The organism is Pseudomonas sp. (genome assembly GCF_030147005.1).
Lineage (GTDB): Bacteria > Pseudomonadota > Gammaproteobacteria > Pseudomonadales > Pseudomonadaceae > Aquipseudomonas.
Window position 1 is genome coordinate 1 of the sequence record NZ_JASLAW010000193.1, and the last position, 11,962, is coordinate 11,962.

11 protein-coding genes and 1 pseudogene are annotated in these 11,962 nt (G+C 60.5%); 3 read left to right on the forward strand and 9 right to left on the reverse strand.

Annotation, left to right across the window (positions count from 1 at the left end):
* Positions 1-457, reverse strand: a pseudogene (locus Q1V60_RS17805) (RHS repeat domain-containing protein); the annotation flags it as partial.
* 499 nt (positions 458-956) lie between these two features.
* Here Q1V60_RS17805 and Q1V60_RS17810 point away from each other — a divergent pair.
* The gene (locus tag Q1V60_RS17810; RefSeq protein ID WP_300632990.1) at positions 957-2,042 is read left to right on the forward strand and encodes a DUF1615 domain-containing protein; all 1,086 of its coding nucleotides are present in this window, start codon (positions 957-959) and stop codon (positions 2,040-2,042) included.
* A 280-nt stretch (positions 2,043-2,322) separates the two neighbouring features.
* Here the strand turns inward: Q1V60_RS17810 and Q1V60_RS17815 are convergent, their stop codons facing one another.
* Positions 2,323-3,138 carry a DUF4349 domain-containing protein gene (locus Q1V60_RS17815; RefSeq protein ID WP_300632992.1) on the reverse strand — a complete coding sequence of 272 codons (816 nt, stop codon included), beginning with the start codon at positions 3,136-3,138 and terminating at the stop codon, positions 2,323-2,325.
* 157 nt (positions 3,139-3,295) lie between these two features.
* Here Q1V60_RS17815 and Q1V60_RS17820 point away from each other — a divergent pair, with 157 nt between their 5' ends.
* Positions 3,296-3,712, forward strand: a complete 417-nt coding sequence (locus Q1V60_RS17820; protein WP_300632994.1) for a PaaI family thioesterase — start codon at positions 3,296-3,298, stop codon at positions 3,710-3,712.
* 88 nt (positions 3,713-3,800) lie between these two features.
* On the opposite strand, the gene Q1V60_RS17825 is transcribed toward Q1V60_RS17820, so the two are convergent.
* The 3 genes from Q1V60_RS17825 to Q1V60_RS17835 are packed head-to-tail and all read right to left on the reverse strand — an operon-like array spanning position 3,801 to position 6,385.
* Positions 3,801-4,982, reverse strand: a complete 1,182-nt coding sequence (locus tag Q1V60_RS17825) for an acetyl-CoA C-acetyltransferase (protein WP_300632996.1) — start codon at positions 4,980-4,982, stop codon at positions 3,801-3,803.
* 11 nt (positions 4,983-4,993) lie between these two features.
* Entirely contained in the window at positions 4,994-5,653 is a 660-nt protein-coding gene (locus tag Q1V60_RS17830; RefSeq protein WP_003211625.1) for a CoA transferase subunit B, read from the reverse strand.
* 33 nt (positions 5,654-5,686) lie between these two features.
* Positions 5,687-6,385: a CoA transferase subunit A gene (locus Q1V60_RS17835; RefSeq protein WP_048729618.1), complete on the reverse strand. Its 699-nt coding sequence runs from the start codon at positions 6,383-6,385 to the stop codon at positions 5,687-5,689.
* 132 nt (positions 6,386-6,517) lie between these two features.
* Here Q1V60_RS17835 and Q1V60_RS17840 point away from each other — a divergent pair, with 132 nt between their 5' ends.
* Positions 6,518-7,420 carry a LysR family transcriptional regulator gene (locus Q1V60_RS17840; RefSeq protein ID WP_300633007.1) on the forward strand — a complete coding sequence of 301 codons (903 nt, stop codon included), beginning with the start codon at positions 6,518-6,520 and terminating at the stop codon, positions 7,418-7,420.
* A 72-nt stretch (positions 7,421-7,492) separates the two neighbouring features.
* On the opposite strand, the gene Q1V60_RS17845 is transcribed toward Q1V60_RS17840, so the two are convergent.
* The 4 genes from Q1V60_RS17845 to Q1V60_RS17860 form a co-directional block, all read right to left on the reverse strand.
* Positions 7,493-7,822 (reverse strand): hypothetical protein, encoded by a 330-nt coding sequence (locus Q1V60_RS17845; protein ID WP_300633008.1) that lies wholly within the window; start codon positions 7,820-7,822, stop codon positions 7,493-7,495.
* Positions 7,823-8,339: 517 nt separating this feature from the next.
* Positions 8,340-9,188: an NAD-dependent protein deacetylase gene (locus tag Q1V60_RS17850; protein WP_300633009.1), complete on the reverse strand. Its 849-nt coding sequence runs from the start codon at positions 9,186-9,188 to the stop codon at positions 8,340-8,342.
* A gap of 8 nt (positions 9,189-9,196) precedes the next feature.
* The gene (locus tag Q1V60_RS17855; protein ID WP_300633011.1) at positions 9,197-9,637 is read right to left on the reverse strand and encodes a CBS domain-containing protein; all 441 of its coding nucleotides are present in this window, start codon (positions 9,635-9,637) and stop codon (positions 9,197-9,199) included.
* Positions 9,638-9,770: 133 nt separating this feature from the next.
* Entirely contained in the window at positions 9,771-11,720 is a 1,950-nt protein-coding gene (locus Q1V60_RS17860) for a DNA topoisomerase III (protein ID WP_300633013.1), read from the reverse strand.
* Positions 11,721-11,962 lie beyond the last annotated feature (242 nt).

The window sequence follows — 11,962 nt, forward strand, 5'->3', positions numbered from 1 at the left end:
TGTCCATCTGCGAGAAACTGGCCCAGTGCCGGACACAGCGCGCCGCTTTGCCGGCGCGTTCCCACGCCCAGAAGAAACTCGCCCCACCGGCCAGTTGCCGCTCGAGAATGACGTGCTGATCGTCGTACCGATAACGCTCGCGTTCACCGATGGCATTGGTCGCCGACGCCAGTCGTCCGGCGTCGTCATAGGTGTAGGAAACGACGTCCTGCCCGGTCACCCACACGAAAGGCTCATGGCCTTTGGCGCGATGGATTTGATAGTCCACCGCCACAATGCGGTCGAATTCATATCGCAATAAAAGCGAACGCCCCGCACCGTTATCCAGCCGCTTAATCCGCCCCAACCGATCACGGCAAATGCGCAAGCGGTTGTCGTACGCATCGCTGATCGCCGTCAGCACACCGTCGCAAAAGTGGTAGAACCGTAACGCCTGGGCCAGCACCAACTCACCAGGCGCAACGTGCCGTTGGCCTTACACGTGGCGACCGTACTGCTGGGGAAGAGGGATCGATTGATCGGCGCTACGAGCGCTACTTCATCCCCGACCTTGAACACTTGCTCGACATTCAATGCCGCAAAGCTGAAAAAGCTTTGCGCCCAGGTGTCGTATGGGTTGAGGAATCCCCGGAAATCGCTGAGTACGGATTCGACGTCCCGCGTTTGCATCCATCGCCGCCAGCGCTAGAAAGCCAATGGCTTGGCTGGTTGCGTCGATCATGGGTGAGCCCTGTCGATCAGGGCTCTAACTGGAAAAACCATCTGCAATCCCTCGCACTGTTTGATCAGGCGAGGGACTTTGCAGCGGTTTTCAGGGCAGGGGAGTAGAGCTTGTCCGGCGGTTATGTGGGAAGTTTCAGCCTAAGCCGCACTCAGCTCGGCATACCCACGAACCCCGGTTAGACTTGCCTGTCGATATCCCCAACGCCCGGCCCGCCGTCAACCAAGGAAGCCCCATGTATTCAAGCCGCCTGATCCTCTGCCTCGCAACCTTGCTGGTGCTGGCCGGTTGCTCCACCTCACGTGGCCCACAGCAGCCAGAGCGCAGTGAGGCCGAGGTGAAGGCGCAGATCGTGCGCCTGCTCCCGGCCAAGGTCGTGGACCGCAACGGCTGGGCCCAGGACATCTACACCGCCTTCGACACCCAGAAGATCTACCCCGGCACCGAAAATATCTGCGCCGTGCTGGCGGTGACCGAGCAGGAGTCGACCTATCAGGTCGACCCGCCGGTGCCCGGCATGGGCAAGATCGCTCAGGATGAAATTCTGCGGCGTGCCGGCAAGGTGCATGTGCCGGCATTCGTGGTACGCAGCGCCTTGCAACTGCGTTCTCCCAACGGCAAGACCTACGCCGACCGCTTGAATGCCGCGCGCACGGAGAAAGACCTGAGTGCAATTTTCGATGATTTCATCAGCATGGTGCCCTTGGGCAATACCTTGTTCGGCGGCTTCAACCCGGTGCATACCGCCGGCCCGATGCAGGTCAGCATCGACTTTGCGCAGAAACAGGCGCGGGGTTATCCCTACACGGTGGACGGTACGATTCGCCGGGAAGTATTCACTCGCCGTGGCGGCATGTATTTCGGTATCGCCCATTTGCTGGGCTACCCGGTGAGTTATGACCAGCCGCTGTACCGCTTCGCCGATTTCAATGCGGGTTGGTACGCCAGCCGCAATGCCGCGTTCCAGGCCGCGGTCAGCCGTGCCTCAGGCACCGAACTGGCGCTGGATGGGGATTTGATTCGCTATGGTTCGTTGCTGCCCGGTACCACCGAGCTGGCGGTGCGTTCACTGGGGGCGAAATTGGATATGCGCAACCCGAGCATTCGCAGCCAACTGGAGCAGGGCGATACGCTGGACTTCGAGGACACCACCCTTTACAAGCGCGTGTTCGCCCTGGCCGACCAGGCCGCTGGCAAACCACTGCCACGGGCGATACTGCCGGGCATCGTGCTCAAAAGCCCGAAGATCACCCGCAACCTGACCACGGCGTGGTTTGCCAAACGCGTGGATGAGCGGTATCAGCGCTGTATGAAGCGCTGATCAGGACTGTGGCGAACCGCTTGCCCGCGCGGGGCTGCAAAGCAGCCTAACAAGAGCGTAAAGCGGCGTGTCAGGCATCACTCGAAGGCTGTTTCTTGGGGCCGCTGCGCGCGCCAGCGCGGGCAAGCCCCAATGCCAGTCAGTTAAGCGCTAGAGCAGGCAACCGTCGGCCTGTGGCGAGGGAGCTTGCTACCGCTGGGACGCGAAGCGACCCCAGAAAATGGGACTGCTGCGCAGTCCAGCGGGAGCAAGCTCCCTCGCCACGGTAAAGCGCTCCTCCTTAACTGACTGGCATTAGGGCAAGCCCGCTCGCCACAACAAACTTGCGCCATAGCCACACCCACAACCAGACCACCGGAAACGCCAGGATCAAAAAGGGCAGCACGTAACTGGCTCGTTCCAGGGCGTCGGCCGTGCCGTCCAGCATATTCGTGCCCAGGTTGCTGAACATGCGGCTGAAGCGTGATGGTTGGTTCGCGCCGTCCGAGGAGCGCAAGTTCAGGGTCACACGGTTGGTGTCGAGACGACGTTGCTGGCCGGCGGCGACCTGGGCCAGTTCCTGCAACTCGTTTTCGATGCCCGCTTGTTCCTTGCTCAAGACAATCAGGTCACTGACGGTGATGTCCGTGCGCTTGGCCAGTTCATCGAGCCGTTGTTGCTGGGCTTGCAGGCGGTCCTGGCGGCGGCGCACGTCGGCTACAGCGTCGGCCAGGTCTTCGGCGGTGGTGACGCGACGGCCGAGCGTGCCGCCTTCAGCGGCCAGGGCGACCATCGGTTCTACACCCGTGGGAGATATGCGCAGGATGATCTCGCCGCCATGGCTGTCTTCGGTGATACCCAGGATATTGCAGGCGCCGAACCGCGCCGTTTCACAGGCTTCGCGCGTGGCCCGCATGCGCGGCGCGAGCAGGGCGCCGGGCAGGGACAGGGTCAGTTCATGTTCGTAGGCCAGTTGCGCCCCGGCCCGGCCTTGTTCGCCGTTGACGGCAGCGGCGCGGGAGTGGTCCTGGGGCGAACAGCCGGTCAGCACCAGACCGGTCAGCAAGATCAATAGCGGGAAGCGAAGCGGGCGAGGGTTGCCGTCCAGATGGCGCATTGCGGTTCCTTGAAGTGCGCGCGAGCAATTGTCGGCGATTAAAGCGGGTCTGGCGGATTAACGCAAAGTATCGCGCGGGATTTGCCTGGCTGATGGTGATGGCGCGAGGGTGGGGGCAGGCGTACATCTCAAGGCTGACGCCAAAGAAGAACTCATCATGATCACTCACACTATGCCCGAAGGTTTTGTCGCGTTGCCCCGCAGCAGTCCGCTGCTTGATGTGCTGGGCCCGGCGTACTGCCGGGGTGACGGCCTGCAACTGGAAATCGGCCTGCACGCCGACAATCGACATGCCAACGGGCGCGGTACCGTGCACGGCGGGGTGTTGGCGACGTTGGCGGATATCGGCATGGGCTACGCTATGGCGTTTTCCAGCGACCCGCCGTTGCCGTTGATTACCGCGAGCATGACCGTGGATTACCTGGGAGCGGTGCAGGTGGGAGAGTGGATCGTGGTGCGGTTGGAGCATCACAAGCGGGGGCGGCAGATAGCGTTTGCCACGGTGTCTCTGCAGGTGGGGGAGAGGATAGTGGCGCGGGCGAGTGCGGTGTTCGCGGTGCCGCGTGCGCAATAACAACGCAGTTCACAGGTGGGCGCTGGCAGATTAGAGAAAAGGCCCGGTTTTCGTGGAACCGGGCCTTTTCCGTGTTGCTCTTAAATCATCAGTTGCGTTCGAGCGCCAGGGCCACGCCCTGGCCGCCGCCGATGCACAGTGTCGCCAAGCCTTTCCTGGCGTCGCGCTTGATCATTTCATGCAGCAGGGTCACCAGCACGCGGCAGCCTGAGGCACCAATCGGGTGGCCGATGGCGATGGCGCCGCCATTGACGTTGACCTTGTCGGCGTCCCATTCCAGCTCTTTACCCACCGCCAGGGATTGCGCGGCGAAGGCTTCGTTGGCTTCGATCAGGTCCAGGTCGCCCAATTCCCAGCCGGCCTTGTCCAGGCAGCGGCGGGTGGCCGATACCGGGCCGATGCCCATGATGGCCGGGTCGACGCCCGCGTTGGCGTAGCTGGCGATCCGCGCCAGGACCGGCAGGCCGAGGGCCTTGGCTTTGTCGGCGCTCATCAGCAGCACGGCGGCAGCGCCGTCATTCAGGCTGGAAGCGTTGCCGGCGGTGACGCTGCCGTCTTTTTTGAAAGCGGGCTTGAGCTTGGCCAGGGATTCGGCGGTGGTGCCGGCGCGGGGTTGTTCGTCTACTGCGAAGGCCACCGGGTCGCCCTTGCGCTGGGGGATCAGGATCGGCGTGATTTCATCGGCAAAGCGCCCGGCTTCGATGGCGGCGATGGCTTTTTGCTGGGAGGCGGCGGCAAAGGCGTCCTGTGCCTCGCGGCTGATGCCGTACTTGTCCACCAGGTTTTCGGCGGTGATGCCCATGTGGTAGTCGTTGAACGCATCCCACAGGCCGTCGGTGATCATACTGTCGACCATCTTGGCGTGGCCCATGCGCAAACCGGTGCGCGCGGCGGGCAGTACGTACGGCGCAAGGCTCATGTTTTCCATGCCGCCGGCGATGATCACGTGGGCGTCGCCGCAACGGATCGCCTGCGCGCCCAGGTGCAATGCCTTCAAGCCCGAACCACAGACCTTGTTCAGGGTCAGGCTCGGCACGGCGTGGGGCAGGCCGGCGAGAATCGAGGCCTGGCGTGCGGGGTTCTGGCCGCTGCCGGCAGTGAGTACCTGGCCGAGAATCACTTCATCCACTTCGGCCGGGTCGAGGCCGGTCTGCTCCAGCAGGCGACGAATCACCGCAGCGCCCAGTTCAGGGGCCGGGATCGTGGCCAGCGAACCTTGAAAGCTGCCCACGGCGGTGCGGGTGGCAGCAACAATCACGACGTCTTGCATGGAATCTGTCCTCACTGGAAATGCATTTCTGGAACGTGGTCCGGGACGATCAGTTTACCGGCGGTCTTGCTGACAATCTCTTCAACGCTGACGCCAGGTGCGCGTTCCTTGAGGACAAAAGCGCCATTTTCGATTTCCAGGTACGCCAGGTCCGTCAGCACGCGCTTGATGCAGTTCGCGCCGGTCAGCGGCAGGCTGCATTGGCTGAGCAATTTCGACTCACCGTCCTTGGACGCGTGGGTCATGATCACGATGATATTTTCCGCACCGGCCACCAGGTCCATTGCGCCGCCCATGCCCTTGACCAGCTTGCCGGGGATCATCCACGAGGCGATGTTGCCCTGTACGTCCACTTCGAACGCGCCGAGGACGGTGAGGTCGACATGGCCGCCGCGAATCATCGCGAACGACTCGGCGGAAGAGAAAATCGAGGCGCCGATGCGTGCGGTGACCGTTTGTTTGCCGGCGTTGATCATGTCGGCATCAATGGTTTCTTCCGTCGGGAACGGTCCCATGCCGAGCAGGCCATTTTCCGATTGCAGCATCACTTCCATGCCTTCGGGAATGTAGTTGGCCACCAGGGTCGGAATGCCGATGCCGAGGTTGACGTAGAAACCGTCCTGCATTTCACGGGCGACGCGTTGAGCCATTTGTTCGCGGGTAAGAGCCATTTTATAAGTCCTTATTGTTCGGGCCGGGATGGATTATTTGCGGACGGTGCGCTGTTCGATGCGCTTCTCGAAGGTGCCGCAGATGATCCGGTCGACGTAGATGCCAGGGGTGTGGATCTGCGCGGGGTCCAACTCGCCCGGTTCGACGATTTCCTCGACCTCGACCACGGTGATCTTGCCGGCGGTGGCGGCCAGCGGGTTGAAGTTCTGGGCGGTATGGCGATAGATGACGTTGCCGAAGTGGTCGGCTTTCCAGCCTTTGACGATGGCGAAATCACCGGTGATGGATTCTTCCATCAGGTAGGGGCGGCCATTGAATTCGCGGGTTTCCTTGCCTTCGGCCACAGGGGTGCCGACGCCGGTGGCGGTGAAGAAGGCCGGGATGCCGGCGCCGCCTGCACGCATTTTTTCGGCCAGGGTGCCTTGGGGGGTCAGTACCACTTCTATTTCGCCGCTGAGCAGCTGCTTCTCGAACAGGGCATTTTCACCGACGTAGGAGGCGATCACTTTGCGGATCTGCTTTTCTTCCAGCAACACGCCCAGGCCGAAACCGTCGACGCCGCAGTTGTTGGACACCACGGTCAAGTCGCGGGTGCCTTTGCGCTTGATTTCAGCGATGAGGTTTTCCGGAATGCCACACAGGCCAAAACCGCCGGAGAGTACGGTCATGCCGTCTTCCAAACCTGCCAGCGCCTCTTCGTAGGACGCCACGCGTTTATCGAAACCTGCCATATGCACCTCTTTATTGTTAGTGGGCCAACCAGTGGACCGAGTGTTGCGCCGACGGATTGATTTGTTAAGTTGTTTTTTTAGGTCGATTGATTTAGAAAACAGCATAGTTGAACCACCGTGCGGAGTCGTGTCATGACCGTTAAACAGATGCGTGCCTTTTTGGCCGTGGCCCAGAGCCTGAGTTTTGCCGCTGCCTGTGAGCGTCTGCACCTGTCCCAGTCGGCGCTGAGCCTGACTATCAAAGGCCTGGAAGAAGGGCTGGGTGGGCGCCTGTTCAGCCGCAATACGCGCAATGTGGCGCTTACGCCTGAAGGCGAATCGCTGTTGCCTCTGGCGCGGCGTTTGATTGCCGATTGGGACAACGCCGAGGACGAACTGCGTCAACGCTTCACCCTGCAGCGCGGGCGCGTGACGGTGGCGGCAATGCCGTCATTTGCCGGTAACCTGCTGCCACCGATTCTGAAGATATTCCGCGCACGTTACCCTCAGGTGAATGTGACGGTGCATGACCTGATCAACGAGCAAGTGTTGGAGATGGTTCGCGACCGCCAAGTGGAATTGGGTGTGGCGTTCGAGCCGTCCGACGGTTCTTCATTAGCGTTCACGCCGCTGTACCTGGACCGGTTTATTGCAGTGGTGCCGGGAGATTCACCCTTGGCGCAATTGGCTGAAATCGACTGGCAAAGCCTGCTGGAACAGCCCTTCATTACCCTCCAGCGCCCATCGACGGTACGGGTAATGCTCGAAGAACACTTGGGTGCCTTGCAGATGAAACTGCCGGTGGCGTTAGAAAGCCATCAATTGGCTACTGTGGGCAAGATGGTTGCCAGCGGCCTGGGCGTCAGCGCGGTGCCAGCATTGTGCGCACGGCAGATGGAAGAGGCGGGCGCCCATTGCATTACCTTGACGGGCCCGGTCATCGAGCGGCCCATTGGCGTACTGACCAAACCAGGCCATGAACTGTCAGCGGCCGCACAGGTGTTGTTCGATATCTTTCGGGATGAAGCGAAGAGGGGGCGGTTTCCGAGTTTCTGAATACACCAGAAATGAAAAGTGGGAGCCGGCAAACCAGCTCCCACATTCGATCAAGTACTGATAAAACATTACCTAGTAGTAACGATCGATCACTTTAACTTGCGAGCTGTCTTTGAAAGATGCCCAAGCATTATTAAGTGTGTCGAATACCTGCTCGATAAAGTTGCGATCGGCTGCTGCTTTCTTGCCGACATAACCCTGGCCACGGCGGTACATCTTCAGGCGGGCAGCCAGTTCACGGTTATTGCGGTCGAACTCGGCTTCTTCGGTGTGGGGCGCCAGGCAGTCAAGTTGAACTTCGCCCGATTTGCCAATCCACAGGATATGGTCGTCGAGTGTGTCTTTCTGCGCTGCGAACATCTCAGCCAATTCATCGATAGTTGGTTGGTTGTTCAGATTCATGTGTAAGCCCCTTGACCAGTTGGCGATCTATCAATTGATTCGTTGAACACTTCAAAGTTATCTCCGGCTCAGAAAAACCGGGCGTCAGTAACGGTCTGCCGAATACGGGCAGGGTCGTGAACCTGATGCATGTAGTCTTGCTGATGAACTGCTACGCAACGCTTTCATAACGAAGACAAGCAGCGCTTAAGCTCCTTGTACCGGTCCTCTTCGGGGCCAGTCAGCTTCATCAATCTGCCTTGTGGGCAGTGCACATCCGGGAAAACAGCTCGGCGGTCAGACGAGCCTGTTCAAAACGCGTGTTACCAACGCTCCCGATCCGGGAGACGTCTAGATCATGCAAGGACAAAAAGCTTACGTCAACGATTATGTAGTGATTATTTTAAGGCACTACATAAATGGCCGTGGGGACGGGAAGATGCGTTGAAAACGTGACTTGAGCGTCATTTTTCGTGCGGTGGGTCGCAGGATCCTATCGGTCAGGTTGGTCACAGGTTCCTTGGGGAGTGCCGGGTTTTCAGTATCCCAGCCGCTCGACCAGCGAAGGCAATAATTGCTCGCACGACGCTTCGATCTTCACCTGCAGCAGCTCATCAGCGCGGGTCTTGCCCAGGTTGATGGCAATGATGGGCTTACCCTGTTCCACCATCGCCTTGCACAGGCGAAACGCCGAATAAGCCATCAGCGATGACCCCACCACCAGCAGCCCCTCGGCATCGTGCACGGCAGCCATGGCCCTGGCTGCGGTGGCGGCGGCTACGTTCTCGCCAAAAAACACCACGTCCGGCTTCAGTCGTTGACCTTCGCAATGGGGGCAACGTGGCACCTGGAAGTGCTCCTCAAACCTGGGGTCGAGCAAGGTGTCACCGTCAGGCGCTTGCACCGCATGGACTTGCGCAAAGTGCGGATTGTCGATTTCCAGCCGCCGCTGGATAACATCGCGCTCGCTGCGCTGCTGGCAATCCAGGCACAGCACCCGGTGCAAACTGCCATGTAACTCGATCACATCATGGCTGCCGGCCTGATCGTGCAGCGTGTCGACGTTTTGCGTGATCAGGCCGCTGATGATCCTATGTTGCTGCAAGGTCGCCAGCGCCTGATGAGCCTTGTTCGGTTGGGCAAGGCGCACCCGTGGCCAACCCAGCATTGCCCTGGCCCAATAGCGGCGCCGGGCTTGCGCGGTGGCGAGGAACTCCTGATACATCATCGGCGCTTTGCCCCGGCGCACCCCTTCGCTGTCACGGTAGTCGGGGATGCCCGACGAGGTGCTGATCCCTGCACCGGTCAGCACCAGGAAGCGCCTTTCGGCCATTGCCCGGTGCAGCGTGTCGAGGTGGGCTGCTTGATATTCCAGCGTGTCGAGCATGGGATCTCCTATTCGCCGCGGATGTACTGCTCCAGCTGTTTGATCAGGGCGGTTTGTTCAGCAATGGCTTCCTTGACCAGGTCGCCGATGGACAGCAGGCCGAGCAGCTTGCCGTCTTCGACGACCGGAAGGTGACGCAGGTGACTATCGGTCATGATGTTCATGCACTCTTCGACAGTTTTACGGGTATCCACGGTGATGACCGGGGAACTCATCACCTCATTAACGCGGGTGGTCACGGACGATAGACCTTTGAGGATGAGTTTACGTGCGTAATCGCGCTCGCTGATGATGCCTACCACTGTATCGTCCTTGACTACCGGCAAGGCCCCGACGTTTTTCTCGGACATCCGCACCAGCGCCTCAAACACGGTGTGGTCCCATTTGATGGTATGGACGTCCTGGTTTTTCTGGTCCTTGGCTTTGAGTACTTCTGCGACGGTCTTCATGGCGGCCACTCCGGTGTTGTTGTTAGGTAGTCGGCTATTGCCCTTACAGAATCCTAGACGGACTACGTTGCAGCAAGGTCCAAAGCGGCGTTAAACCCGTCCAAAAGCGTCATTCGCCGGTTTTTTTTGCTATTTACCCGGTATTTGCCGGCTTTTTCACCCGTTTGGGCGTGGCCGCCGTCTTGCGTGGCGCGCTTTTGCGTTTGTTTTTCCAGGCCGCCGCGCCTTTGCCCGTCGGGCTGGCGGGACCGGTGATGGTCATACGCATGCCATTACAGCGAGCCACTTGTTTGCTCATCCATGCCGCTTGTTTGGCGACGAACTCTTCCAGGCTCATTTCGCCGCTTTGCACCATGTCCAGCGCCTGCTCCCAGATGGCTGTGGTGCCGGGGTCGGCGATGGCGCGAGGTACCGCGTCAATCAGGCTGAAGGCCGCCGGGGTGGCCGACAGCGCCTTGCCGTTCTTCACCAAGTAACCTCGGTCCAGCAGGCCCTGGATAATCCCGGCGCGGGTGGCTTCGGTGCCAATGCCGGTGGTGTCCTTGAGTTTCTGCTTGAGCAGAGGATCCTCCACCAGCTTGGCGACGTTTTTCATCGCTTTGATCAGGTCGCCTTCGGTAAAAGGCTTGGGCGGTTGGGTCCACAGGTCCTTGAGGTTGACCTTGGCCACCGCGCAGTCCTGGCCTTGCACCAGCATCGGCAAGGCTTGAGGAGCAGGCGCTTCCCGGCCTTTGGCGGGGGCGAGGGCCTCGGGCAGTGCGCGTTTCCAGCCCGGTTCGATGACGACTTTGCCCACTGCACGCAACGCCTGGCCTGCACAGTCGAAATCCGCCTGGGTACGGTCGTATTCATGGTTGGGCAGAAATTGCGCCAGGTAGCGCGCACGTATCAATGTGTAGACCGCGCGGTGCTTTCCGGTAAGTTGCCCCACGTCCTTGCCGGCCCCGGTAGGAATAATGCCGTGGTGGGCACTGACCTTGGCGTCGTTCCAGGCGCGTGAGCGACGATTGGGGTCCAGGTAGTTCATCAGCTCGCCCACTGCTGCATCCGCGCGGCCCAGTGCGGCGAGAATCTTCGGCGCTTCGCTGTGCTGGCTCAACGGCAGGTAGCCGCAATCGCTGCGCGGGTAGGTGATGACCTTGTGGGTTTCGTAGAGTGTTTGGGCGATATCCAGGGTTTCCTGGGCGCCGAGACCAAGCTTTTTGGAGCAGATTTCCTGCAGGGTGCCCAGGTCGAAGGGCAGGGGCGCGACCTCACGCATGCGCTCGGTGCGCAGCTTCACCAATCGCGCGCTCGCAGCGTGGGCCATGGCGTCGGCGGCGTCGCGGGCCAGTTGCGGGTTGAGGCAACGGCCCTGGTCATCGCAGGCATCGTCGGCGGCACGCCATTGGGCCGTGAAGGTCATGCGTTCATGGAGCAGGTCCACATCGATGGCCCAATACGCCACGGGTACGAAATCGGCGATGCTGCGATCACGGTCGACCACCAGGCGCAAGGTGGGGGTTTGCACCCGGCCCACCGGCAATACGCCCTGGTAACCGGATTGGCGCCCGAGCAGCGTAAACAGGCGACTCATGTTCATGCCAATCAGCCAGTCGGCGCGGGAGCGGCCCAGGGCCGAGTGATACAGGCTGAAGGTTTGCGCACCGGGTTTGAGTGCGGCCAGGGCCTTGCGGATGGAAGCATCGTCCAGCGCCGACAACCACAACCGCCGGATCGGCCCCCGATAACGGCAATGTTCCACCAGTTCACGGGCGATCATTTCGCCTTCACGGTCGGCATCGGTCGCGATCACCAGTTCCCTGGCTTCCCCCAGCAGGCGCTTGACCGCCTTGAACTGGCTGGCGGTCTTGGGCTTGACCTGCATTTTCCATTTTTCCGGCACGATCGGCAGGTCGGCGAGTACCCAGCGTTTGTATTTGGCGTCATAAGCGTCAGGCGGGGCGGTTTCCAGCAGGTGGCCGATGCACCAGGTGACTGTGACTCCGTTGCCCAGCCAGCATCCATCGCCACGGCGACTGGCACCGAGCACGGCGGCAATGTCTTTGGCCTGGGAGGGTTTTTCACAGAGGTACAGCTGCATGGTTACCACATCAGATCGGGTTGATGGCTTGCAGCATGCTGAGTCAGAAGGATTTGAGCAACCATTATCTGTATGGATGTACAGCAATTTGTGTGAGCGCCGCGAACCAAATGTGGGAGCGGGCAAGCCCTAATGCCAGTCAGTTAAGGAGGAGCGCTTTACCGTGGCGAGGGAGCTTGCTCCCGCTGGACTGCGCAGCAGTCCCATTTTCTGGGGTCGCTTCGCGGCCCAGCGGGAGCAAG

Excerpts from the sequence above, each read along its gene's own strand:
- Q1V60_RS17810 (WP_300632990.1), top strand. The coding sequence starts at position 957 with ATGTATTCAAGCCGCCTGATCCTCTGCCTCGCAACCTTGCTGGTGCTG.
- Q1V60_RS17815 (WP_300632992.1), bottom strand. The coding sequence starts at position 3,138 with ATGCGCCATCTGGACGGCAACCCTCGCCCGCTTCGCTTCCCGCTATTG.
- Q1V60_RS17820 (WP_300632994.1), top strand. The coding sequence starts at position 3,296 with ATGATCACTCACACTATGCCCGAAGGTTTTGTCGCGTTGCCCCGCAGC.
- Q1V60_RS17825 (WP_300632996.1), bottom strand. The coding sequence starts at position 4,982 with ATGCAAGACGTCGTGATTGTTGCTGCCACCCGCACCGCCGTGGGCAGC.
- Q1V60_RS17830 (WP_003211625.1), bottom strand. The coding sequence starts at position 5,653 with ATGGCTCTTACCCGCGAACAAATGGCTCAACGCGTCGCCCGTGAAATG.
- Q1V60_RS17835 (WP_048729618.1), bottom strand. The coding sequence starts at position 6,385 with ATGGCAGGTTTCGATAAACGCGTGGCGTCCTACGAAGAGGCGCTGGCA.
- Q1V60_RS17840 (WP_300633007.1), top strand. The coding sequence starts at position 6,518 with ATGACCGTTAAACAGATGCGTGCCTTTTTGGCCGTGGCCCAGAGCCTG.
- Q1V60_RS17845 (WP_300633008.1), bottom strand. The coding sequence starts at position 7,822 with ATGAATCTGAACAACCAACCAACTATCGATGAATTGGCTGAGATGTTC.
- Q1V60_RS17850 (WP_300633009.1), bottom strand. The coding sequence starts at position 9,188 with ATGCTCGACACGCTGGAATATCAAGCAGCCCACCTCGACACGCTGCAC.
- Q1V60_RS17855 (WP_300633011.1), bottom strand. The coding sequence starts at position 9,637 with ATGAAGACCGTCGCAGAAGTACTCAAAGCCAAGGACCAGAAAAACCAG.
- Q1V60_RS17860 (WP_300633013.1), bottom strand. The coding sequence starts at position 11,720 with ATGCAGCTGTACCTCTGTGAAAAACCCTCCCAGGCCAAAGACATTGCC.